Below are 26,350 nucleotides of genomic sequence, written 5' to 3'. Positions count from 1 at the left end.
TGCGGCAGCTCCTACAGGGATGGTGTCCGATCACCAATCACATGTGGAAGCGGGCTGCCCGCGATTGCGTTTTATCTGGTTGCAATACTTTTCATGCATCCCACGGATTGATCACTTCGACTCCGGAAAACTCGAAGTCCCGCACATTACGCGTGGCAATCGAAGCGCCATGACTCAGGCAAATGGCGGCGATTTGCGCATCAGCCATGGCCGCCGTTCGACCCTTTGCTTCGGCGCCTGCTGCCAGCGTCGCGTATTCGACGGCAGCATGAGCATCAAACGGCAATATCCTTCCAGCAAAGTCCTCTTCAAACATTGCCATCGCATGAGACTCAAGCTTCAGTTTGCGCTTGCCGGACGGCAGGCGCGCAATGCCGTGAAGAATCTCAGCCACTGTGATGGAGCTGATCGCCAGTTCCAGCGTCGGTTGCGTATCGACCCAATCCAGAACTTTTGCATCAGGTTCAACGCGCATGAACTCAGAAAGAACATTGGTATCGAGCACTATCATTCAGAGAAGTCCACCGCAGCAGCTTTCTCTGACCGCTCTGGCAGCTCGAGCTCCAATCCACCGACAGCGCTGAATCTGTTGCGTATCCGGCTTCCAAGTCCACAGGAACGATCAGCAGTTGCCAAGGCCCGGCCAAGAATCAGGCGAGCCTCTTCTTCCATCGAATGTCCGTTATGCGCCGCCGTGATACGCAATTGCTCCTTGATCGTCTCATCAAGGTTGCGAATTGTGATGCTGGCCATAATGCCTCCTGCAATCAATGAAATCATTGATTGCAGGCTAGCACACCCTCTCTTGCCAATAACGGGCAATCTCCCGAACGGCCAGTCTTCTTTTATCGAGTCCCGCGCTGGCGCAACGCCGACGGCATGAAATACGCGTCCTCCGGAATCGGCTGGGCGAAATCCACGGTGGCGGGTTCTTCGTTATCGAGGTTCTGCACGTAGTAGCGGCGCGCCTGCAAGTCGTGGAACACGTCCAGCGCACTCCAGGTGGTCGGCAGGTCGTAGAAGTTTTTCAGGTAAGCCATCGACACCCGCCACAACTCCCCTCGCCCGTCATACTGATCCACCAATGCGGCACCCCAACTGTCTTCGTCCAGAAACAGCACACGCTTGGAATAAATGTGCCGCGAGCCGGGCTTGAGCGTGCCCTCAACCACCCAGACACGATGCAGCTCGTAACGGGTGTGTTTCGGGTTGAGATGGCCGGGTGTCAGCAGTTCCGCGTATTTCACTTCAGGGCTGCCGACCTTGTAACTGTTGTAGGGAATGTAAATCTCTTGCTTGCCCTTGAGCTTCCAGTCGTAGCGATCCGGCGAGCCGTTAAACAGGTCAGTATCGTCTGCGGTACGCAGGCCGTCGGACGAGGCGATCGGTGTGTCATAAGCGAGGTTCGGCGCACGTCGCACGCGGCGTTGGCCGGCATCGTAGATCCAGGCCTGACGCGGGTCCTTGAGCTGATCCAGGGTCTCGTGGATCAGCGCCGCACCACCGGCAAGACGGGCCGGGCTCTTAACAAAGGCCAGGTAGTAAAAGAGGATGTTTTTCAGGTCCGCAAATTGCCCGCCCGGACGGTAGTAGTTGAACAGCGCTTCCTGCTGCGAGGTCACCAACGCGAAGCTGCCATTGCGCTGCACCGGTGCTTCGGACGCACGACGGACCACGTAGATGCCGCGATAGCGGGTGATGTGGTTCCACAGTGCTTCAACCCCATCCTTGGGCACCGGAAACGGCACGCCACCATAGGCATCGGCAAAACCGGTGCCGCCGTCGAGCAGCTTCGCCGACGTAGCATTCTTGAACGTGTTGTCGTACAGCCACTGTGGCGCCGAGCCAGAGCGGCGGCTCGTGTACACAGGCATCTGGAACGTGTCGGGGTAACTGTTGAAGAGCGCAATCTGGCCAGCGCTGAGATGGGCTTTGTATTGCTCCAGGTTGGCCTTGGTGATGGTGAACAATGGCTTGTCTGTCGCATACGGATCAAGGTGGTGCTTGCCAGGTGTATATCCCTTGGGTGCCTGGGTTATGCCGCCCTCCCACGCCGGAATGGTGCCGGCCGCGTTGCCCACGCGTTCGGCGCCCAGTGGGGTCAGCGTGGTTTTCAGTTGCTGCGCTTCCTGGGGCGTAATCGCCGCCAGCGCGCTGCCGGCCGCCAGACTCAGGACCAGTGACAGTGTGGTTTTAATCAGTCGTGACGTAGGAAACATGAACGTTCTCCGAAATGGAAACCTGTGGGAGCGCAGCACTTACAGGAAGTACTTGAGGTTGAAGCCGACGTTGTCTCGGTCACGAATACCGTTGTTCTGGCCACCGCCGTAGAACTCGGTGTACTGCAGCTCGGCTTCCAGCTTGTTCTGGTAGTTGGCCTTGATCCCGAGGGTGTAAGCCTTGCGCCCCTCGATGGTGTTGCCCGCCTGATAACTGTTGCCCTTGAAGTCGTCCTTGTAGACGACATAGGGCGAGACGTTGACCCCGGCGTACACATCGTTCCAGGTGCCGTTGACCATCGCGGTGTAGCTGTAGGAATCGCGGTTGACCTGATCGCCACGATCACCGCCGGACACGTAGGAATAGTTACCGGTGCCCGCGTAGTAACGGGTGCTGCCGTCATACGCGGTGTAGTGCAGACTGCTGCCGCGCAGGTGCTCGGACGCCAGTTCGAACACACCGAACATCGAGTCGAACGACAGGCCTGGGCCGAAGTTGTAGATGGTGCCCAGGGAGGTGTTGAACGCCTCGACCCGCTCCGCGTTATTGATCTGGCTGTCGAGCGTGACCATCTGCCCGCCAATGTTGATGGTCTGCCCACCAGCCGCTGCAGCAGCGCCATTGGCCAGGTCGCCGATCAGGTCATTGGTCGCCGCCACACCGATGGGCAGGTTCGGCCGATAGGCCACTTCGCCGAACACCGACGCCTGACCCACAGTGGTGTTGAAGCTGAAGCCATACATGCGAATGTCTTCGGCATAGCGACGATGCGCCTGAATATTGCCCAGCACATCCGCCGTCGCCAGACCGTTGGCGAGTTGCCCGGCCTGACTGCCGGCGACACCGGACAACAGGTTGGTCAGGGCGGCCATGTCGATCCCCTGATAACCGCCCAGATCGGCGGAGATGGTCGGTTCCTTGGCGTGGTAATTGACCATGTACAGACCGAACTCGGTGCTGTTGAGTGCTTCCGCGATATAGCGGAAGGCAAAGCCGAACTGGCCGTCATTGCGGGCGTTGTAGTCCTTGCCCACCGAGGCGACCTTGAGGGTATTGCCGAAGGACGGGGTCACGCCGTTGGCGTACAGGCCTGTCGTGCTCAGGGCCTGATTGAGCAACGGGTTATTGCCCAGCGCGCTGTACAGATCGATCACATTGCCGAAGCCCGGCACCGGTGTGTCCAGCGCGGTGCCGGTGAAGTTGTTGTAAGCGGTGTTGCCGCCATCGGCGAACAAGTCGGTCTGGGAGTAGAACGTGCCGACCGGATCGATACGGGTCTCCTTCCAGTTGGTCTGATAGAAACTTTCCACCGTCAGGGAATCGGTCAACCCGATGTTGAAGCTGAGCGCCTCCACCGGTATCAGCACTTCCTTGACCTCGGCGCCCGGCAAGCGGTACTTGGCGGCGTCCACCGGGTTCGTGGTGTTGATTCCGCCGCGGTAGAAAATGCCCTCGCCCCAGTTGAACACCTGGCGCCCGACCCGCGCCGTGACTGGCATCGACGCTACGTCCCAGTTGCCATAGAGGTAGGCGTCGAGCATCTCAATCCGGCTACCGGCGATGTCGCGGGTCTGGTCGGTGAAGTGGTCGTCCTGCGGATAACTCTGGCTCGGCTGCGAAGGGTTGTTGTTGCGGTAATAAACGTTGCGCTTGTCCATCAACTGAGTGTCGTAGAACGCCGTGCCGCGCATGAACAACCCGTAGTTCTGATAGTTGGCCTCAAGCTCCGACGTGACCTTGTAAACCTCGGAAACCAGCCCGGTATCGAAGTTGCGATTGCCGTCGTTGGTGTTGACGTCATCATTGGTCTTGTCCCGCCCCTGAACCCGCCACAAGCGCCCGTAAGACAAGGTACTGTCGAACGAGCCGGTGACCTGCTGGTCCAGCACGCTGAACTCCACCGCCTGCACCCCTTCGACCGCGCACAGTTGCAGCAGTCCTGCCAGGCCCACGCCGGGTATTGCTGCGCCGGACAGGCGCAGTCGAGTCCTCATCATCTTTCTCCCTTCCCTGATCTTGTTTTTGTTTGTCTGGACAGCGACGCCGCAACGTCTACGGCACCAGTCCCGCGCTGACGTAAATCCGGCTGTGCGCACCGAAATGCCCGAGTAACTTGAACAGCTGCTGATTGAGAGCCGGATGGTTATAGTCTTCGCGCTGAACCTGGTTGCCGGCGCTGAAATCGGTGGTGACCGGCGCTGTTTCCAGCCACTGCCCAATGGCCTCATCGAACGCAGCGGACTGTTCCGCGGACTGGACGCTGACCACCTCGCGCAGGTAATCCACCGAGTACGGCGGGTAACTGGCGTCCTCTGTGAGATTGACGTAGGCCTCCAGCATCGGGTGTGCCTGTCCGGCCCGCAGCAAACGACGGAGCCAGGCGGACTGATACTTTTCCACTTCCATATGCCGGGTGGCGACGCGCTCGATGGCCGCGTGTTTGTCGCTGTCAAAACCCGCCAGCGCCTTGCCTTCCATCAACAACATGCTGGCGAGCTCTACGCCTGGCAGCGGTTTGGCGTGATACGGCTGGGTCAGGTCCTGAATGTGGTGCAGGCCCCACCCGAGAAAGCGATAACCCCAATACGGATGACCCGTGGCGAACGCCAGGCGCGCCAGGCCCATGTACTGATAGGCACGCCAGTCCGGCCAACTGCGCTGCAGGAAATCGGCGGCGGCGTACACCACCGGGCTCTCATGGAAAAAGCCCATGTGGAAGGGCGCCTGAGAACTGTATTGAAAACGCGGATCACCGAAAGGCTGTGGGCCGAAGCCATACCGCCCGGCGACCTCACCGGGGTTGTCGCTGAACAGGTTGATGTCGTGACCGTAATCCGGCTCGTCGGCGGCGCTGGCCAGCACCGCCAGTGCCGATACTTTTTCGCCGTTCGCCACGCGAATAAAGCGCTGAAGGTTCCACGGCGAGAGAGTCTGCTTGACCATCACCTGCTCGGCTTTCAGGTGTTCGCGTTCTGGCAGATCCTTGCCCGGCATCGGTTGGATGACCATGGCCAGATGAATCTGCGGGTTGATGCGCATGGCGTTGAGGAATGCCTGTTGCAGATTGTCCCCTGGCACGGCGGGCAGCTTGAGGCTGTCGGGGCGTGGCGGGTATTGAGCGAAGTGCTGACGGGCGAAGCGCTCCTGTTCTTCCAGCAACTCGGCTACCGCGCCATATTGCTGAGCGAGAAACTGTTCCAGGGTTTCGACGTCCACCTGGGGTGCCTCGCGTAAGGCGGGCAGGTCTTGCAAGGCCAGGTAGCTGCCCACCGTGTGATTGGACCAACCCCAAGCTGCCGGAGCCGTTCCACACAGCAGTAGCAGGAAAAATGTCAGCTTCATCGCTTTTGGTTCTTATTGGATGTGCAGTGGGTTGAGCCTAACAACCGTCCCCACCCCTGACACTGTCCAATCTCGCCAAAAAAACTCTCCAATAGCGCCACGCTCAAGGCGCAAAAATGCGCGTGCGTAAACGGATCAACTGTGGACTGAGCCCACAGTCTTAGGTGATGTGGGTAGGCAGGTGCTTCAGGCGGGATAGCCGGTGATCTGACGGATGCTTTGGTACAAGGGTTTGAGCTGGCGGTACATGCGCAAGTACACGTCCTTGTACAGGCGGTCGTAGGTCTGATGCGCTTCGGGCTGAGGCATGAAGACCGCGCCGACCCGGGTCATTGCGGCTATCGCCGAAGGGAAATCGGTGTGGAGGCCAAGCCCGACGGCGCAGCAAATCGCGGCTCCAAGACCGGACGCTTCGTAGACATGCGGACGTTCCGCCGGCAGGCCGAAAATGTCTGCCGTGAGCTGCATGGCCGCATCGCTTTGCGAGCCGCCACCGGCAATCCGCAAACACTTGACGGGGATTTTCGAGCGCTTCTCGATGTTCTCCATGCCCTGACGCAAGGCATACGCCAGGCCTTCGAGGATCGCCCGATAAATGTGCGCGCGGGTATGTACGTCGCCGAAGCCGATCATCGCGCCTTTGGCTTCCACACCCGGCTCGCGGATGCCCGGCGACCAATAGGGTTGCAGCATCAGGCCCATGGAACCCGGCGGCACGGCGTTGACCAGGGCGTCGAACAGTTGCTCCGGCTCCACGCCCTGCTCTTTGGCCTGCTGCATTTCCCGCAGGCCAAACTCGTTCTTGAACCAGCTGACCATCCAGTAACCGCGATAGATCATCACCTCGCAGTTGTATTGATCGGGCACCGCCGCCGGGTAGGGAGGAATCAGCGGGACGATTTCCAGATAGCGCGACCGGGTGCTGGTGATTGTGGCCGTGGTGCCGTAGGACAGGCACACGGTGCTGGTGTCGACCACGCCGGCCCCCAACACCTCACACGCCTTGTCGGCACCGGCAGCAATCAAGGGCAGTCCTTCGGGAATACCGGTGTGACGGCTCGCTTCGGCACTGATGTAGCCCAGGGTTTCACCGGGCTTGAGCAGCGTGGGCAGTTGCTCGGGGCGCACGGCCAGCGCCTGCCATTTCCAGTCGGAGGGTGCGGCCCAGCGCAAGCGCTTGAAGTCGAAAGGCAGATAGCCCACGCAGCAGCCCACCGAATCGACAAAGCGTCCGCACAATCGATGGGTGAGAAACCCCGAGAGCAGCAGGAATTTGTCGGTCGCCGCCCACACATCAGGCTGGTGGCGAGCGATCCAGTTAGCCTCGGCCTGGGCGCGGAAATAATCCACAGTGGCTTGGGCGCCGACCAATTTGAACAACCAACCCCAAGGGCCTTTGATGCCGCCTTCGACCTCGGTCTGACGCTGGTCGAGCCACAGGATGGCCGGGCGCAACGCTTTGCCCTCGGCGTCGACGTTGATCAGCGTGCCGCGCTGGGTGGTCAGGGATACGCCGGCAATCTGTGTGCGATCGATCCCGGTTTGCGCCCACACCTGCTGGCACGCCTCCCCCAATTTCGCCCAGTAATAATCCGGGTCCTGTTCAGCCCAGCCGGGTTGAGTGGAGTAATAGGCTTGCAGCTCGACCTTGCCCTTGCCCAACAGATTGCCCTGAAGATCGAACAGCAATGCGCGCACGCTTTGGGTTCCATTGTCGATGGCCAGCAGGTAACGCTTGTTCGAGTGGTTATCCATGGAGCTCTCTTCAATGGGCATGGGTGACGCACATTCCTGAAATGCTTGATGCGCAGGTGCTGTTGCAACTCACTTGCCTGACTCGTCTGACACACCTGGCACCTGTAGCAGCTGAGGCGCGAAGCGAGGCTGCGTTCGGCTGCGAAGCAGTCGCCAAATTATGGATGGCGAGGACGATGTCCTCGAACGCAGCCTCGCTTCGCTCCTCAGCTGCTACAGGTGACACAGATTCAACCGGCGCAATGGTCCTATTGGTCCAACCACGGGCTGCCGGGCAAGCCGTGATGGCGTTGCCACAAAGCCCGGTAGCGCTGCTCTTCCTGATGCCATCGCTCATCGTCCCAGCCCAACCGGGGCTGGCAAAGGTGGCGAATGGTGGGCATAAAATCTTCGCCACCTCGGGCCAGCAAAAGACCGAGGCGGGTGCGACGCAACAACAGATCATCCAGGTGCAAAATCATTTCTGTGTCACAGGCAAAGGCCAGCTCAGCCCACAAGGTGTCCGTGGCGCCAACGGTGTCATGACCCAGCACTTCGATGAGTTGCGCCAGCCTCGACAAATCACGGCCATGACGCCCCGCCAGGCGACGCCACTGGCTGCCACTGAGCCCCGGAATCATCAGCTCAGGCACGGCGGCGAACACCGGTGCGCCGTCATCATCGAAAGGACGTTCGAGCATCAACGCGCACGCCTTGAGCACTTCAATGGCCTGCGGGCGAAAGGTCGTCAACTTGCCGCCGGCCAGCGTCACACAACCGGGTTCGTGCCACAGCACATGCTCGCGGGTTTCATTGGAGGGCTTGCCTTGGCGCTCACCCGCCGCGCTGCCCACCACCGGGCGCACACCCGACCAGGTCGACAGCACATCGGTGGCGACCACTTCGGCCTGGGGGAACTGCTGTGTGCAGGCGGCCAGCAGGTAGTCGAGTTCCTCAGCGCTGATGCTCGCGCTCTGGTCCAGGTCTTCGTGATGGTCCAGGTCCGTGGTGCCCACCACCGTGGCACCCTCCCAAGGAAAAACGAACACGGGGCGACGGTCACGGTCGTGCAAAAAGGTAAACGCCTGAGCCACCGGCAGGCGCCAGCCCGGCAGCAACAAATGGCTGCCGCGCAACGGGCGTAACTGCCGAGGGACGTCGCAGGGGCGCAGACGTTCGGCCCAGGCGCCCGAGGCCACAGCCAAGGCGCGACAACGCAGCTGCAGTGATCCGCCGCCTTCGCAATCCTCGACCTGAACCCCGCACACCCGCCCCGCTTCTCGCACCAGCTGCTGCACCCGCAGGCCGTTAAGCACCGTGGCGCCATCGGCCCGGGCTTCGCTCAAAACACGCATTACCAAACGCGCGTCATCGGTCAGGGCATCGATGAAACAGGTGCCGCCCAACAGGCCATCTTCCCTCACACCCGGCGCCAGATAACGCAGCTGTTGCGCATTGTGGAAGCGATGGTCACGTCGCCCGGCCAGCGCGTCATAGACGGTCAACAAACCGCCCATCACCCGTGGCCCCGGAAAGCCGCCACGGTAATGCGTCATCATGAAGCTCATGGGCTCCACCAGCCCTGGCGCTTCGTCGAGCAGGCGCTGGCGTTCGTGGACCGAGTCACGGGTCAGGCGCCACTGCCCTTTGGCGATATAACGCAAGCCGCCGTGGACCATTTTTGAAGAACGACTGGAAGTGCCCCAGGCGAAATCGCGCTGTTCCAGCAGCAGGCAACGCCAGCCACGGCGTGCGGCCTCGCGCAGGATGCCGGCGCCGCTGATGCCACCGCCGATGACGATCAGGTCCCAGGTTTCATCCCCCAGTGTCGGCAGCACGCGCTGTCGCCACGCGGCATTCCAGTCATGGCTCATGCCGTCACTCCTGCAACAGCGTGCCAGGGTTCAACCGCCCGGCCGGATCGAAGTGCCGGCTCAGGGCCTGCAACGTGTCCATCGCCAAAAAACCCTTCTCCCGCAGCAAGTACGGCGCGTGGTCCTTGCCCACGCCATGCTGGTGACTGATGGTGCCGTGGTTGTCGACGATCGTCTGGCTGGCCGCCTGCTTGAGTGCCTGCCAGCGTGCCAGCGTGGCCGGGTAATCCGCCGCAGGGCGAAACACGTAGGTGGTGTAGATGCTCGAACCTTCGCCGTAGACATGGGACAGGTGAGTGAACACATGCACACGCTCGCCTTCAGCGGCCAGGGCGTCGCGCAGGCTGGTTTCGATACGGTTCAGCAGGTTGTCGACATTGCTCCAGTCGGTAGCGGTTTCCAGTGTGTCCACCACATAGCCTGCGTTCCACAGGTTCTCGCGCAGGTACGGGAAACGAAAACGGTTCTGCGCCCACTTCTTGCCCAGCAAAGTGCCCGTGAACACCCCGCCGAAGGCTTTCAAATGCTGCCGGGCCTGAGTGAGGGAAAGCGCATTTTGCCGCCGGTTGCCGGTCACGCCGAACGTCAGCAGGCATTTACCTGCAGCGGCACCGCGCAGGGCCAGGTACTTTTCCAGCCAGGCAATTTGCTGAGGGTGACCGGCCAGGGCCAGCTGGGTTTCGGTCTCCACGGCATTGGACAGGCGCAGCATCGACAGCGGAACGCGTGCCTGGGCCAACTGCCGGATCGCTCGCAGCGCCTGCGGCCAGTCGGGCAAAAACACCCCGTAGAAACGCTCATCGGCGGGCAGCGCACTGACCCGCACCTTGACCTCGGAAATGATCCCGAAGCGACCTTCACTGCCCAACACCACTTCGCGCATGTCGGGACCCGCAGCCGAGGCCGGAAACGTGGCGATTTCCAGGGGGCCGGAAAACGTTTCCAGGGTGCCACCGGCAAACAGTTGCTCGATTCGCCCATAGCGCAGCGACTGCTGGCCACTGGAACGGCTGGCGACCCAACCGCCTAATGTCGACAACTCCCACGACTGTGGGAAATGCCCAAGGGTATAACCACGGGCGCGTAGCTGGCTTTCCACTTGCGGGCCACTGGCGCCTGGACCGAAGGTGGCAAGCAAGCTCTGTTCATCAAGGTCGGTCAGGCGATTCATGCGGGCCAGGGACACCGTTACCACCGGCCGTGTGGAGCTTGGAGGATTGATGTGCCCGGCCACCGATGTGCCGCCACCATAGGGAATCAGGCACAGGTCATGGGTCTCGGCGAGTGTCAGCAACTGGCGGACCTGTTCGGCGCTTTCAGGGAACGCCACGGCGTCGGGATAAACCCCCGGCGCACCTTCGCGCAACGCCAGCCAGTCCGGCAGGCTCTGGCCTCGGGCATGCAGCAGACGGTCATGTGGCTCGACGCTGTACAGCCCGTGCGCCGCCAATCGCGAAACCGGCACCCTGGCCAGTGCCGCCTCGAGCGTTGCATCGGGCAATGCACGACCGGCACCGACTCGCTCGGCGAGAAAACCCGCGCCCTGGGCCGGCAGTTCGACCACCGTGGTTGCATCTCCCCAGCCGTTCCAGCGTCGCATGCGTGTGTCCTTTTATCGTTCTTATCAGTGATCTTTCAGGCCCCCATACTAGTCAGCTGCCCGAAAGTGTCACGGTCGTATCCGGCCAGTTCGAGTAGCCAATTGAGTCAAACCTGCGCCGGTTTAAGTCATTTACTTTAGCTGTGGTTTCAAACTACCTTTCAGGGCATTCATCCGCGCAAGCGTGCCTTGATCAAAGGAACACGATCATGCAATCCCTCGGCTTCACTTCAGTTCCCCCGTTGCTCAAGTACCTGCGCTACGCCGAGCAACTGGGCGTCGCCATCGAGCCTGCGCTGACGGCCGCCGGGTTGCAGTCGCACCAGTTGAGCGACAACAGCCTGCGATTGCCGGGCGAGGTCCATGAACGGTTGCTCGATTATTTCTGCGAACACTCCAATGACCCGCTGTTCGGCCTCAATGCAGCGCGTTTTGTATTGCCTAACTCATGGAGCGTGCTGGGCTACATCACCATGAACTGCGCGACCTTGGGCGATGCCATGAGCCGCATCATGCCGTTCGAGAAACTGGTGGGGGACATGGGCGTCAGTCGCGCCGAGGTGCAGGACGCACAGGTGCACCTGATCTGGACCTGCCGCCATCAACGCCCGCGGATTCGTCGGCACCTGGTGGAAAATGTCCTCGGTTCCTGGCTGCAATATGCGCGCTGGATTGCCGATACCCAGTTGTCACCGGCCGCCGTCTGGCTTGAACACTCACAACCGAACGACACGACGCTGGCGCAGTACGAGCAATTCTTCGACTGCCCGGTGCTGTTCGGGCAGCCCTACTCGGCGTTGATTGTGCCGCTGCCCTATTTGCAGTTGCCATTGCGCCAGGCCGATGCGCAATTGCTGCGCACGCTGGAAGAACATGCGCAGGGTTTGATGGCCACGCTGGAAGATGCATCGCTGGAGCAACGCGTCAAAGGCATCCTGCGTCAGTTGCTCAAGGAGGGATTGCCACGCAAAGAACAGGTGGCCGAACAATTCGCCGTGTCAGTGCGTACGCTGCAACGCCAGCTGCATCAGGCGGGCACGTCGTACCAGCAGATCCTCGACGACTTGCGCCAGGAGCTGGCCGAGCACTACCTGCTCAACAGCACCTTGCCGATCCAGGACATTGCCCAGTATTTGGGGTTTACCGAACCGCGCTCGTTTCATCGCACGTTCAAAAGCCGTCGCGGGATACCGCCGGGGGAGTTTCGGCAGATTCATCGGGTGTTGGCTAACGACTGAACACTTCAAGATCGAAAGATCGCAGCCTTCGGCAGTTCCTACAAAACACCTACACCTGTTCGACTGTTTATCCGAACAACGCATCGCTTTTTCGTACGCGTAAATCCCGGCTGGCCGACCTCGAATTATTATCAACTCCTGTACGTTTCTTCTGACCGAAAAAACCATTCGATCAGGAGATGTGCAATACATGGACAATAACGACCCTCGTCTATACCCACTCATTGACTCTATTTTCAGCGAAACTGGAACCCACGCCGATCTCAAAACGGCTATGCAGCATCTGCAGATTGACTCGGTGTTTGACATCGTCAGCTTGTCGCAGGATGAGTTCTCCAATGCGCTGGCTCCCTACAACGTCGCCAATGCACAGCGGATTTATGATAACGCGGTAGCCCGCGCCCACATGATCAGCCGCTTGTACGCTGAGCAACAGGTTTCGTCGGATGGCGCTGGTCAACGTAACCGACGGGATGCTAATACCGAACAGGTTGGCCCTATCACTTTTCAATCGCTGTTCAATGAAAACTGGAAACAGTTTTGCCTTGAGGGCGATATCGCTGCCAACCATTCGCCCGCCGCCTATCTGCGTGAACTGTATCGGTTTGCTCTTGAACTGGAAAAATCATCTACACACTCAGACAAAATCACCTTGGCGCAACGCCGCCCTGATCTTGCGGAGTTAATGCTGGACGAACAGAGCACCTTCGGGGAGCGCCCGATGCTGAGCATCGTCAATGACACCTTGACGCTTTATATCCAACAACACCTGGATAAAAAAAAGCAAAAAAAGACCGTTCAGGAAGTATTGACCAGCGCGCACTATCCGCTCGAGCTTCCCTACGACTTACATCATCACCAATGCCGGCTCGCGCTGGGCGAAGATAAGCCGGGGCTGGGTGAATTTAGTTATCTCGCCAGCATTAAACTCCCGTTTTCAGGAACAGATGCACCCTACGGAGGAAGTGCTAAAGCACGAATCGAATCTCAAAAACTACTGTCATGTTTGAGCCCGGAACAACAAAAGCTGCTCACCGCTCCCTATGATGATGACGTGGTATGGAATGCTTACGGCTCAACACGCAGCAGGCATTTGCACCACGTCAGTTACTTCAAGGACTTGACCGGACTGACCGACGATCAAATTGAACAGCTATTCGCTGACGGCAAACACTTCCCAAACGCTTCAATCAACAACTTATGGTCCGATCGCCACCCCTATGGTCGCTTGTACATCAATGGATTATCGGAGCGTGAGGTGACTGTGAGTGACCAGCGTTTTTTCAACTTCTCCACCGCTCGTCTGGATCGCGCGCTACGAATGATCCGACTGCACCGCTGGACAGGGTTCTCATTCGCCGAGCTTGACACGTTAATTACTAACGTCGATAGGTCGCTACCAGCATTCCCCTCGGGAATGGAAAATAACACGCTGCGCGCATTGGGCGTGCATCGGTACCTGAACAGGCGCTACAGCATCCAGCCCGAGGAGTTCGCTTCGTTCTACTACAACATGCCAACTTACGCCTGCGGCGATCGCGAATCATTGTTCGATCAGGTATTCAGCAAAACCAAACCGTCCTCGAACCCTCTGATCGAAAATAATGGAAGAGACATTGATATTGACGCCCCTGAATCCAAAGCGACTTTGGATTTTCTAAAAGCCGGCCTGGATTCGAGTATCACGCAGGATGATTTTTTACTTATCGTGCGCCTTGGCAAAAAACACCTCACTTCATTCAAACATGATCTTGCGAGCGCCTCGGCCGTTTACCGTCAGGCACAAATCGCCCAGATGTTTGGCTTGTCACCTTCCGAATGCACAGGACTGGCTCGATTGATGGGGGGAGAAGCCTTCTGCAAGTCGCTGGTGACAGGGGCAATCAAAGCCGAGAGCGATTCTGGAAGCGACATTTTCGACGTGTTGATGGCATTGGATTGGGCTGTCGACTGGCTGAAAAAAAACAACTATTCGGTAAAGCAATGGTGTCGTCTGCTCGACAAAACCCAAGACGAACTGGCGTTGAACCCGGCACTGGAAAAGCAGATTAAAGTTGTTCAGAAAAGTCCGCATGACACGGACGAGAAGAAAGTCCAGCTGGTACAAAAATTTCTGCTCGACGTGGCCTCTCTTTCAAAAGAACAAGTCCCGTGCGCGATGAAACTGGCCGAGACTTGCGAAGTCACGATTTTCGATGAAATGACTGCCCCTGCATTTGTCTCCGGGAAAAAGCCTCCGTCGCTCGCAAGAGCACTGCGCGCGACCGAAGCAATTCAGGCACTGCTGATAAGCAATGACTCATTACTGAAGTTACTGAATAACCCTGCGTGGCTTGCCCACGGCAACAGCGGAACACTGACGCCCCATACGCTGTATTTACTCGATCGGTTCAGTACGTGCACCCGCCACCATGTGCAAGCAGAAACCCGTCTTCTGAAATATCTGGAGCGGGCCAATGGACGGTCGGACGCTATGGCAATCAATAATCTCAATACCTCTTTGGCTGAGCTTCTTGACTGGACGACTGAAGAGGTGAGCGCCTTGACCGCGGAACTGCCGCATCAGTGCGCTCGATCGATGGAAGAGGTGGATTGGGTCATACGCTGCAAAAACTGCGGCAAAGAGACAGGACTGTCGATGAACCACCTGAAACTGGCAGGCCGGTTAAGTACCGAAACACCTGTCGCAGACTGGAAAACACTTGGGGAAGCGCTGATCGCGGCTAATGTCTGACACGCCTCTTCCCCCAATATTCAAGGATTGAATATGAACCCTCTCCAAAAAAAAATTGATGAAACCCTGCGCGATGTTCAACTGGCCTATTACTTGAACGAAATTGTGCCCTTCGACGACGAAAAAGCACTCAAGCGGGAGACCGTCGAGGATCTCAGCAAGTTCTGGTTGCTCGATATGCAAACAAGCCCACACGTTTCCACTTCACCGGTTGCGTGTGCCATTTCCAGCCTTCAGCACTATATTCACAGCATTTTGCATGACATGGAGCCCGGTTATGGCCCAGCAACACGAACGCCCGAGCGAATAAAGATCTGGACCGACGAAATGCGTCGCTATTCAATCTGGTCAGCCCACCAAACATTGTTGTATTACCCTGAAATCTACCTCGACCCAAGCCTCAGAAACACCGACAGCGATAATTTCAGACAACTGAAAAAAGACATAAGCCAAAGCCGCATTCGGCCTGAAACCATTGAGTCGGCCGTAAAATCATACCTGACGCGTTTCGAGGAAATCTCTAATTTAAACATTCTCAACGGGTATATCGACGGCACGGATTTCGCCAACAGCAAATACTATTTCATTGCCAAATCGCGTTCCGGGCATACGTATTTCTGGCGCTCACTGGACATGGCTGAACGGTCCTATGACGGCACTGAAACCGTAAAGGGCCAGCGGGTAAAACAGGATCACCCCGAACCCTACGCGTGGTTGGACTGGAAAAAAGCAGACATCCCCATTCCACTGGATGCCATCGAGCACACCATTCGCCCTGTCTGGTTCAATAACAGGCTGTTCGTTACCTGGGCCCAGTGCATTCATCAAGACCCGGCGGGTGTAACCGGGGATAGGAGAGACCCCCAACTCCTGATGAGTTACTGCTACAAAAAGACTGATGACACCTGGAGTGCGCCACAAACGGTCTTGAACAACTTTGTTAATAATGACCTGTTTGGAAAACAAACAGCACGCAAGATACATATAGACGGCAGTCGTAATGAAACCCCGTTGTCCGATCTACATCCAGACATCATAAAATCACGTATCAATACGGTCGCCGTACAAAACAGAGAGCATTCGAAAGACGTCCTGTTCGTTGCCATCGTCATGTATGGCGAGCAAACAGAGTTAATGCTGCCAAGCAGGATGTATAACGGCCTTTACGATGATCTCAATAGCACGAATCACGACCGAAACAACACCCCTCTCTTTTTAAGCTCCGCCAGCATCAGTAAAAATTTCACGACCACCCCAGGCCCCGCCTCCAAAAGTTATAGCCGGCAAGAGGCGTTCGCACTTGCGCATTACAAGCTTGCCTACGACATTCACAGACACCCAATAAATGAGCTGTCCAACCCTGTTTTTTATTTGCAATCAAAGCAGGAGAAACATGATGAAAAAACCATAATGAATAATGGTTCCGGCACGCCAAAACTCGCTACTAACAATTCTGTGCAATATCTTGATTTTTCTGACTCATTGATTATGCACAGCGATAACAGCGGGGTAGGTCGTCAACCCATCAGGCTCAATACCTTACTTGCCACAGAACTCACCGGTCGTGCCGAGAACAGTCTGGATGAGCTGTTCAGCCGCGAGACGCAACAACTGCTGGAACCGAAAATATCCAGCACCGACGGCGATCAACCCATGGACTTTCACGGCCCCAACGGCCGCTATTACGCAGAGCTGTTCCTGAATTTGCCCTGGTTGATCGCACATCGCTTGAACGCAGAACGGCAATACGTGGAAGCAGAACGCTGGATCAACTACCTCTTCGATCCGGGCCTGGGACAATCCGAATGCTGGAAAACGGTGCCATTGACCGGCGCTGATGTCCCCTCCTATGCCGCACGCGCCCCGCATGATCCGCACATGATTTCCCAAAGCTACCCGGTACACGCACGAAAGGCGCTGTACTTGCTTTACCTCGACATTTTGATCAATCGGGGCGATGCCGCGTACAGGGAGTTGATGCCGGACAGTCTCAACGAGGCAAAATTTTGGTACGCGCGCGCTTCGCGTCTTCTTGGCTCGCGTCCGGTTATTCCAAAGATGGATCAATGGTCTCCCATCAGTTTGAAGGCACTGAGCGCGAACCCGGCCCAGAACCGTCGTGCACTTGAGAAGACACTGAAACAGTTGAGCGCCAATGGCACGTTGAGTCCCCACGATGAGGGTCAACAAGTTGCCCTGTCAGCACGTCATACATCGACCCTGCGCGTGCCGCTCAACCCGCAGTTACTCAAGCGCTGGGACATTGTCGAGAGTCGCCTGTACAACCTGCGTCATAACATCGACATCGCCGGCAAGCTGTTGCATTTGCCCTTGTTCGCGGCGCCCATGGACCCGAAAGTGTTGGCCGGCCTCCGTGTATCCGGCAGCTCCTATGGCGGCGATTCTCAGCTACAAAAACCCGTGCTCTCCCACTACCGCTTCCAGGCCATGCACAGTCATGCGTTGAATGCAGTAGAGAGCGTGATCCAGTTCGGAACGACGTTGCTGTCGCTGATCGAACGCCAGGAACAGGCCCATCTGCAAGAAAGACAGCAACAACAAACCTGGGACCTGGCAAAAATATCCGTGGAGTTACAAAACCAGGCGCTGAGCGTTGATCGTAAAAACCGTGAGTTTCTGGATGCCAGCAAACACGTCATCCAGGGACGGCTTCAGCACTACGTGCAATTACTGGAGAACGATGTAAGCCCGGACGAAGCCGAAGCGGGTCGACTCTATTTGAGCAGCGCCGCCTTTGAGATGGAAGCCAATGCTGCCCAGGTCATCGCAGGCGGACTGATGCTGATCCCAAACATCTTTGGCATCGCCAACGGTGGTTCGCGCTGGGAAGGTACAGCGTATGCTGCCAGCGCTCTCGCACAACTGCGCGCTACACAGCATCGTGCCGAAGCCAACCATCTCGAGCGCAACGCACAGTTCGCACGCCGCCGGGAAGACTGGACGTTGAACCGGAATCAGGCCCAACTTGAACTTGCACAGATCACGGCACAAGTAGCGCAAAGTCTCGAGCAGGAAAAGGTTACTCGCCTGCAGCTGAAGCAGGCAGAAACAGCGTTGAACCATGCCAGAGACCATTACGACTTTCTCAGCAAACGCTTTACCAACCAGCAGCTTTATCAATGGCTCAACAATCAATTTACCGTGTTGTACGAACAGGCTTATGAAGCGGCGCTGGACTTGTGCCTGGCCGCCGAAGCCTGCTGGCAATACGAGTGTGCCGACTACTCCAGACGGTTCATTCAACCCGCGCAGTGGAACAGCACCTACCGTGGTCTTTCCGCCGGCGAGAGCCTCAAGAGTCGCCTGATGAGCATGCAGGTCGCTTTCCTGAAGGCTAACAGTCGCGACCTGGAGATCACTAAAACCGTTTCACTCAGAGCCCTGAAGGGCAAAGACAGTGCCAGCAAGATCAATCGTACCTGGCCGCAGATACACGCCTCGCTCATGAGCGAAGGGAGTTGCGACTTCGAACTGACCCATAAAATGTTTGAAGACGACTGGAAAGGACAAGGGCATTACCTGCGACGCATCAAGACCCTCAGCGTGACAATACCGGGCATCGTCAGCCCCTACGAAAACGTCAGGGCAACGCTGACTCAAACGTCCAGTTCGATGTACCTGTCTACCGATACAAAAGAACCGAGCATCAAGGATGTGCGCGTCAAGCAACACGTCGCACTTTCCAGCGGCGACGACGATAGCGGCCTGTTCACGCTTAACGTCCTCGATGATCGCTACCTGCCTTTCGAATACACCGGGGCGGTCTCGACGTGGCGCCTGACCTTCCCCAACCCTGCCGCACAGAACACCCTGCTTGATTCGCTGACCGACATCATCGTGCAGGTGAAATACACGGCCAAAAAGCCTGGAGTTTCGCGATGAGTGAACAACGCTCAATGTCCGTCGCCGCGCCTGTACTGCCAAAAGGCGGAGGCGCCATTCAAAGCATCGGCAAGGGTTTCGGTGATATCGGCACCTCGGGTGCGGCCTCCTATGAAATTGCCCTTCCCATTTCTCCAGGACGCGGCTTCGCACCAGACTTGTCGCTGAGCTACGGCAGTTCAGTCGGCAACAGTGCATTTGGCATCGGCTGGGGAATGTCTTTGCCCGTCGTGGCTCGACGCACCAGCAAGGGTGTGCCGGCCTATGCCGATGATGACGAGATCGTCGGCCCGGACGGGGTGGTATGGATGCCAGAGCAAGGCGCTCAGGGCGCACTCACAACCCACATCACTCACTACAACGATCTGGAACTGGATACCACCTATACCGTGGTGCGCCACTTCCCGCGGCTCGAAAAAAGCTTTGACCGAATCGAGCACTGGTCTTCCAAAGACGACAAACCGGGTTTCTGGCTGGTGCACGGCGCTGATGGCACCCTTCACGTGTTCGGCAGACAACCGGCATCGCGTCGCGCCGACCCCGAGGATGCGCAGCGTGTGGCCGAATGGTTGCTGGAGGAAAGCGTGAACCCGCACGGCGAGCACATCCTCTACCAGTACAAGTCTGACAGGGCACAGCACTACCTGAGCAGCGCAAGCTATGGCAATTTCAAGGCCGATGCGCACCTGTATTTATGGAAACCGGATCAGCTGAAAACGCTGCAATGGCACTTCGAACTGGTGTTCGATTACGGTGAACGCAGCCAGGATTATCAAGACAAACCGGAGTACGCCGCACAGCAATGGCAAGCACGTAGCGATGCTTTTTCCAGTTTCACCTATGGCTTTGAAATACGCACACAACGCCTGTGCCACCAGGTGCTGATGTTCCATCGTTTCCCTGAAGCGTTGGGTAACGAACCGGTTCTGGTAAAACGCCTGCTACTGGAATACAGGCAGACACCTCTTGGGTATCAGCATCTGAGCGCCGCGCACGTACAAGCCTACGGAGAACTGACCACCGCCGAAAACCTTCCCCCCATGGAGTTCACCTACAGCGCCTTCGAACTATCAGCCGCCTCCAGCACATGGCAGCCCTTTGAAAGCATGCCTCGTCTCAACGATGGGCAACGCTATCAATGGGTGGACCTGTACGGCGAAGGTCTGGCGGGTGTTCTGTATCGCACAAGCGCTGGCTGGTACTACCGTGAACCCATCCGCGGTAACGCCAACAGCAATGAGGTGACGTACGATTCATTGCGTGTCGTTCCCACAGTCCCGACCGCTGCGTCGTCCAGGACGACGTTTCGGTCACTGACCGATCTGACGGGCGATGGCCGATTGGATTTGATCATTGCCCATCCGAAGTTAAGCGGTTTTTTCTCGCTCGATGCCGAGCGAAAGTGGTCAAGATTTGCCACGTTCGATGCCTTCCCGATTGAGTTTTTCCAGCAAAAAAGCCAATTGGCCGATCTGATGGGGGCCGGGCTCGGCGACCTCGCCATGATTGGCCCCCGAAGCGTCCGGTTGTACGCCAACCAGCGCGAGAAAGGCTTCGCCCCCGCTGTCGAAGTGCCTCGGAGAAAGGACGAGGACGACCTTCCCGTGCTGACGTCTTCGCCCGGCGAGCTTCTGGCCTTCAGCGACGTGCTAGGCAGCGGTCAACAACATCTGGTGCGCATTCGTCACGACGAAGTGAAGTGCTGGCCTAACCTGGGTCGCGGGCGTTTCGGCAAAGGTCGCGTGCTTGGGTCGCCGGGTATTGCGTACGAACTGTTCGACGCTTCGCGTATTCGTCTTGCGGATCTGGACGGCTCTGGCGCTACAGACCTGATCTACCTGGAGCCGAGGCACGCGCTCATTTTCATGAACTGCGGCGGCAACAGCTTCGCGCCACCGGTCAAACTGACTTGGCCCGAGGGTGTTCGCTTCAACAGTTTATGTCAGGTGAGCTTCGACAACCTTGAAGGGCTCGGCTGCTCCAGCCTGATACTGAGCACACCGAACATGACGCCACACCATTGGCGATACGACTTCGTCGGAGCAAAACCCTACCTGCTCATCGGCACCAATAACAACATGGGCTGCGCGAGCAGCATCAGCTACCGCAGTTCGGCGCAAGAATGGCTGGATGAGAAAGCGGAGAACATCACAGCCGGCAAGACGCCCATCTGTCACGTGCCATTTGCCATGCATGTGGTCTCGACACAGAGTCAGCTTGACGAAATAACCGGCAATCAACGGGTTCAGAGCTTTTCCTATCGTCAAGGCTATTACGATGGCATCGAGCGCGAATTCCGCGGCTTCGGCCTGTTACTTCAAACCGACAGTGAAACCAGCCCCGGCGACAGCCAAATGCAAGGTTTCACGACGCCTTGCCGGAAAAAAAGCTGGTTTCATACGGGGCAAGCCGTGGATCCCTCTCGTACCGGGTATTACTGCGCTGATAAAGAAGCCGTCAACCCCGGCAAAGCATTGCTCAGCCAATACAACTCCGACAGTGAGAGTGACACGGTCATCGCGTCGCCGGACGTGTCAACGACGCTGGAAATGACCCGCGCCCTGAGTGGTCATCTGCTGCGCACCGAGACCTTCGGCATCGATGAACGCCTGGGCACGGAAACACTTTATTCAGTTCAGGAAAACCGTTATCGAATACGTTTGCTCCAGGCTCCGCAGGGAAGTCGACGCTACGCCCGGATGCTGCCTCTGATGCTGGAATCCATCAGCTACCAATACGAAGGCATCGAGGATGATCCGCAATGCCAGCACACCTTCAATCTGCTGCATGACCAGTACGGCGCGTTAACGCATGGCATCAGCGTCCATTACGCACGACGCAAGACCCGCAACGACACCCCACCGTTCACCGATGCCGATCAACAGCAATGGTGGCGTGATGCTCATGATCCAGCGCAACAGTTCTACTACCTGAATGAAACCCGCGCCGAATTCATCCACCTGCCGGCCCCCCAAAAATGGCGGTTGGGCTTGCAATATCGTCAGCGCACGAACGCATTGAAACGTCCCGCGTCGCCAGAGAAAGGCGGGCTGAGCGCGGTGGACATGACTTGCGAAAAGCTCATCAGGCTGGTCACCACAACTGACTGGAAAACCGCAAGCGTTCTGACCAGCCTGTCTGTGCACCGCTACAAAAATGCCTCAACCGAGGAACCGCTGGAAGACGGCATCGCCCACTTCGAAGGCTTGGTCGATCACTTGGAAAACGCGGAGCTGGACGAGACCGCGTTGAAGGCTTTCGACGTGTTGGCGATAACGGCTGACACCCGGCAAAAAATGCTCGAAGGCAGTGGCTATCACCGCATGATCGATTGTCTGCCTGTGACGACGCCCGCCAGGCAACTCTGGTCGGTCAAGAGCGGTTTCGCGACCTACGCCCCGCTGGACGGCTTCTACAAACCACGGACCCAGCAACCCAGTAAAAGCCTGGGTGTGAGTGAGATCGGCTACGACCCATATTGCCTGTTCATCACAGAGCTCAAATTGCCGGATGGCCGCGTAACCCAAGCCACTCACGATTACCGAACCCTGCAGCCCTGTCGTATCACTGACCCGAACGGAAACATTCAAGAAGCGCTCTACGGCGGTTTCGGCCAGGTGCTGGCCAGCAGTTTTTATGGCCAGCAAAACAACAAGCACACCGGTTTCAGACCGGTCAGCGAATACAAACGCCCAGCGTTCGACCGCCCCGGCGATGCAATCGACGACGGTGTAAACGCGCTACAGAGCGCTGCCAGCGCAACGTTTTATGCACCGTTCAGCTGGATGGGTTGCATCTCGGACAAGGCATTGGCCGATGTTCCGTGGTTGACACGTTGCATTGCAAAGGGAGCTTTGCTGCCCGGCGGATTCATTTGTGCCCACGCTCGACAGCGATTGATGTCACTCGAAAAACGCTCTGCTGATGAAGACAAATTGACGCTCGAAATAGACATTGCTTCCCGAGAACCCGTACACGTCGCCGTCCTTGTTGCCGACCGTTACCCCGACGACAACAATACGCAGATCCGTACCACCGTCACTTGCAGTGATGGCTTCGGCCGAATACTGCAAAGCAAGCAAAAGGTCGAACCGGGAACCGCCTACACCGTCAACGCCAACGGAGCACTGACCCTCAAGGATGGAAAGCCGCTAGAGCAAACAACGGCGAAGCGCTGGCGCATCAGCGCACGGGTTGAATACAACAACAAGGGATTGGCGATCCGGACTTACCGCCCCTACTTTGCCGATCTGCATCGCTACATCAGCGATGAGTCCATTCGCCAGTTCGGCCACTGTGATTTGCAGTTTTACGATGCCCTCGGACGGCCCACGTACACCCGACTCGCCGAACAAGGGGATCTCTCCTACATGCGGCGGCAAACCCGGCATCCCTGGTACACCGTGGATGAAGACGAGAACGATACGCTCGACGAGATAACGCCCATCGCACCGGCCCTGCACGGAGGTGACGCATGAGCGCGCAATTGCATCGAAAAACCCCGACCCTCACCGTGGTCGACAGCCGAGGCCTGCCGGTTCGGCACATTGCTTATTGGCGTAGCGATGCGGCAAAACCCGCGCAGTCGCGCATTACCCGTCAGGAGCATGACGTGGCTGGACGGCAGATTGCTCAGTGGGACCCTCGACTGCATGGCCAGTCCCCAAAAGCCAACCTGACGCATACGTTTAGCCTGAGCGGCCAGTCGCTCATGACGGACAGTGTCGACGCCGGGTGGCGCTTGAATCTGCCTGCCGACGCCGGGCAGGTCCTGCGCAGCTGGGACCAGCGAGGCAGTCATTGGCAAACGACCTACGATGACCAGCTCAGACCTGTCTGCGTCGTAGAGCAAGCAGCAGGTCAGGCGCTACGTGTCGTCCAGCGCTTGAGCTACGGGGACAACTCGCCTGAATCCGCAGTGCACAATCTGTGCGGTGCATTGACCCGTCACGATGACAGTGCCGGTACGCTGCTCATCAACCAGTACGATCTGACCGGCAATCCCCTGGGCCAGACGCGACGTTTGCTCGTTGATCCCCGACAACCCGATTGGCCTGGGGACGAGAACGCTCGCGACGCACTGCTGGAGGCAGGAGACGGCCATGAAACCGCCTGGGAATACGACGCACTGGGAGAACCCATCCAGCAGGTAGACGCGGGTCACCACCGACAGCGCTTTTCGTTCGATGTTGCCGGTCAACTCAACGCCATCAACCTGCTGATCAAGGGTGCGCAGACTGAAGAGACTGTCCTGAAGGATCTGCGCTACAACGCATTCGGTCAGGTTGAATCCCAGACGTCGGGAAACGGCGTTATCAGTCGCGCCGTGTTCGATTCAGCCAGTGGCCGCCTCACCTCACTCCGCGCCGCGTTGTCGTCCAGCGTCCTGCAGGATCTGCACTACACCTATGACCCGACAGGTAATGTGCTGCGCATCGAAGACAGGGCGCAGCCTGTGCAGTACGGCAGCAATCAACGGGTCGAAGCCGTCAGCACGTTCACCTACGACAGCCTCTATCAACTGGTCACTGCCACAGGTCGTGAAGCGTCGGGGCAGAACGCCTCGCTCGACCTTCCTGCCTCCAGCAGGACGCCGGTTGACGCCCGGTTGCTGTTTAACTATGCCGAGCACTACGCGTATGACACCGGTGGAAACCTGACCCGGCTGCGCCATGTTCGCGACCGAAACAACTACACCCGGACCTTCAATATCGCCGCTGTAAACAATCGGCTCCACTCATGGAACAAGGGCGATTCGACGCCGGACGTCACGTCCGGCTTCGACACGGCCGGAAATCAGCAAGCGTTGAATCCAGGCCAGGTACTGGAATGGAACCTGCAAAATCAACTCGCCAGCGTGGTGCTCGTCCAGCGTGAAGACGGACGTCACGATACGGAGCGCTACGACTACGACAGCGCGGGTCAACGCGTACGCAAAGTACAAACGACCCATGGGGCATCGGTGATTCACAAGCACGAAGTCCGTTATCTGCCAGGCCTTGAAATTCGCACCCGCAACAATGAGCGACTGGAGGTCATCACCTTGCAAGCCGGTCGTTGCAGCGTACGTTATCTGCACTGGACCACCGGCCGCCCGACGGGTATCGCCGAGAACCAGCTGCGCTATAGCCTTGGTGATCATTTAGGGTCCAGCTCAATGGAACTGGACGACCAGGCCTTGTTGATCAGCCAGGAAAGTTACCTGCCCTATGGCGGAACGGCCTGGGTGGCATCGCGTTCGGCGGTGGAGGCGGATTACCGAACCCTTCGGTATTCCGGCAAGGAGCGCGACGCCAGCGGACTTTATTACTACGGGCACCGGTACTACGCGCCGTGGTTGCAACGGTGGATCAGTCCTGATCCGGCGGGGGCGGTTGACGGGTTGAACCTGTACTGCATGGTTGGGAACAACCCGGTGAGGTTCGTCGACCACCAAGGCCTGATGATGAGCGATGAAGACATCAACGTGGTCAAGGTTTGGGGCAGCGCCCGCTCGCAGGAAATCATGAATGCAGCGCGCGGTAACTTTACTCGCCAGGCGCCGGATACCTTCGATAGAAGTTCCGACACCTCTTTAAACGGTACGAATATATTGAACACGCGGTTTCTGGCTCACGCTTATGGCTGCATCAAATCCAGCGGCGTCGGGCTCAGCGACTTCTTCAACCTCCCCAAGCCCAATCGCAGCATGAGGGGGTACAAAGGAGTCGCCAGAAATTACACGGTTGATCAAGGGCCCGACGCGCATTACTTGACTAACGGAACCTTCACGATCACTAACACCGCCGAGTACATGACCGATTTGTCCAACCGTTATGCCGCTGCACGCAATAACAGTTTCGATGCGTTAGCCATTGACGAAGACCTGCTGAGGGATTCACCGACGCTGAGCAGGCTGGCGGGTCACGCGCATGAATTACAGCAACCGGTCAGGGGCTGGATCGCAGCTCATATTGATAAAATGGGAGGGATCATGCCAAGGCGCGCTGGCGGTCCCGGTAGCCATGCAGAAGTCAGGCTGACCAATTCGGTTGTTGCCCTCTATCCGGATAGAGCGGAAAGACTGCTGGCTGATACCACGATTTTCACAGAAACCTTGTTTCGGGGAACCGAGCCGAAGCCATTCCCTGCCTGCATTCATTGCAGCCGCATTATTCCAGAAGCGGTCAATATTCCGACCGGGCGCAATGGCTCCGACTACGGCGAATACAATCAAGCTGTGCTGCATCTCCATACTGTTGCGCAAGAAAACAATCTCGAGCAGGCCCCTCCATCACCAGGACCCTTTCGGCGGTCGGACCCGGGAAGAACGGCATTCAGGAGGCGTGGGAGATGACTGAAAACTACAGATTGATTAGAGCCGTCCTCCTACCTGCATGCAGCTAAGGGTCTGTCAGAATAATCCGAGTTTCAGGCGCTGTTTAATTGATGTCAGCTTCACTTCTTGAAAGCTACAGCGCCTTGCGTGGATGCCTACAGGTACGCCAGAATCCGCCGGCTTGTGCGCCTTGGGGTGGGTCGGTAACTTGGCTCGGGTCACTGAACCTCAGTGATCGGGTTTAGTAGCCCGGCTAGTCATCTACGGTTGCACGAGTGTCATTCAGTCAGGTTTCCACCTGCTCTAAATGGTAGCTGTGCGCATGGCGCCTTCGGGCGCGCCGGGTTTGGGTGACTTTGCCGGTCTACTAACTTGCGCACAGCTGCC

13 protein-coding genes are annotated in these 26,350 nt (G+C 57.7%); 5 read left to right on the top strand and 8 right to left on the bottom strand.

From position 1 onward, the window contains the following. Positions 1-91 precede the first annotated feature (91 nt). The 8 genes from ACA063_RS03445 to ACA063_RS03410 form a co-directional block, all read right to left on the bottom strand. Positions 92-511 (bottom strand): type II toxin-antitoxin system VapC family toxin, encoded by a 420-nt coding sequence (locus ACA063_RS03445; protein ID WP_497664803.1) that lies wholly within the window; start codon positions 509-511, stop codon positions 92-94. Next, positions 508-753 (bottom strand): FitA-like ribbon-helix-helix domain-containing protein, encoded by a 246-nt coding sequence (locus ACA063_RS03440; RefSeq protein ID WP_497664802.1) that lies wholly within the window; start codon positions 751-753, stop codon positions 508-510. The genes ACA063_RS03445 and ACA063_RS03440 overlap by 4 nt, the downstream gene beginning before the upstream one ends. Positions 754-845: 92 nt before the next feature. After that, the gene (locus tag ACA063_RS03435) at positions 846-2,219 is read right to left on the bottom strand and encodes a DUF1329 domain-containing protein (RefSeq protein ID WP_497664801.1); all 1,374 of its coding nucleotides are present in this window, start codon (positions 2,217-2,219) and stop codon (positions 846-848) included. A 39-nt stretch (positions 2,220-2,258) separates the two neighbouring features. Then, positions 2,259-4,217: a DUF1302 domain-containing protein gene (locus tag ACA063_RS03430; protein ID WP_497664800.1), complete on the bottom strand. Its 1,959-nt coding sequence runs from the start codon at positions 4,215-4,217 to the stop codon at positions 2,259-2,261. Between the two features lie 55 nt (positions 4,218-4,272). Then, on the bottom strand, positions 4,273-5,562 hold the full coding sequence (locus ACA063_RS03425) for a phospholipase (protein ID WP_497664799.1): 1,290 nt from the start codon (positions 5,560-5,562) through the stop codon (positions 4,273-4,275). 186 nt (positions 5,563-5,748) lie between these two features. Beyond that, a complete protein-coding gene (locus tag ACA063_RS03420; protein ID WP_497664798.1) occupies positions 5,749-7,317 on the bottom strand; it encodes an FGGY-family carbohydrate kinase in 1,569 nt (522 codons plus the stop codon). Between the two features lie 248 nt (positions 7,318-7,565). After that, a complete protein-coding gene (locus ACA063_RS03415; protein WP_497664797.1) occupies positions 7,566-9,170 on the bottom strand; it encodes a glycerol-3-phosphate dehydrogenase/oxidase in 1,605 nt (534 codons plus the stop codon). Between the two features lie 4 nt (positions 9,171-9,174). Then, the gene (locus tag ACA063_RS03410; RefSeq protein WP_497664796.1) at positions 9,175-10,770 is read right to left on the bottom strand and encodes an FAD-binding oxidoreductase; all 1,596 of its coding nucleotides are present in this window, start codon (positions 10,768-10,770) and stop codon (positions 9,175-9,177) included. Between the two features lie 209 nt (positions 10,771-10,979). Here ACA063_RS03410 and gliR point away from each other — a divergent pair, with 209 nt between their 5' ends. The 5 genes from gliR (at position 10,980) to ACA063_RS03385 (ending at position 25,981) form a co-directional block, all read left to right on the top strand. Beyond that, positions 10,980-12,008, top strand: a complete 1,029-nt coding sequence (gliR, locus tag ACA063_RS03405) for an AraC family transcriptional regulator GliR (protein WP_497664795.1) — start codon at positions 10,980-10,982, stop codon at positions 12,006-12,008. Between the two features lie 190 nt (positions 12,009-12,198). Next, complete coding sequence (locus ACA063_RS03400; RefSeq protein WP_497664794.1) at positions 12,199-14,742, top strand: Tc toxin subunit A; 2,544 nt, start codon at positions 12,199-12,201, stop codon at positions 14,740-14,742. A 33-nt stretch (positions 14,743-14,775) separates the two neighbouring features. Beyond that, on the top strand, positions 14,776-18,645 hold the full coding sequence (locus tag ACA063_RS03395; protein ID WP_497664793.1) for a Tc toxin subunit A-related protein: 3,870 nt from the start codon (positions 14,776-14,778) through the stop codon (positions 18,643-18,645). Beyond that, entirely contained in the window at positions 18,642-23,123 is a 4,482-nt protein-coding gene (locus ACA063_RS03390; protein WP_497664792.1) for a SpvB/TcaC N-terminal domain-containing protein, read from the top strand. Before ACA063_RS03395 ends, ACA063_RS03390 begins: the two co-directional genes overlap by 4 nt. Then, positions 23,120-25,981 (top strand): RHS repeat-associated core domain-containing protein, encoded by a 2,862-nt coding sequence (locus tag ACA063_RS03385; protein ID WP_497664791.1) that lies wholly within the window; start codon positions 23,120-23,122, stop codon positions 25,979-25,981. Before ACA063_RS03390 ends, ACA063_RS03385 begins: the two co-directional genes overlap by 4 nt. Positions 25,982-26,350: the final 369 nt, after the last annotated feature.

Source organism: Pseudomonas sp. LBUM1643 (assembly GCF_059716215.1).
The sequence above is the reverse complement of the archived record's forward strand: the minus strand, read 5'-3'. Positions and strand labels throughout refer to the sequence as shown.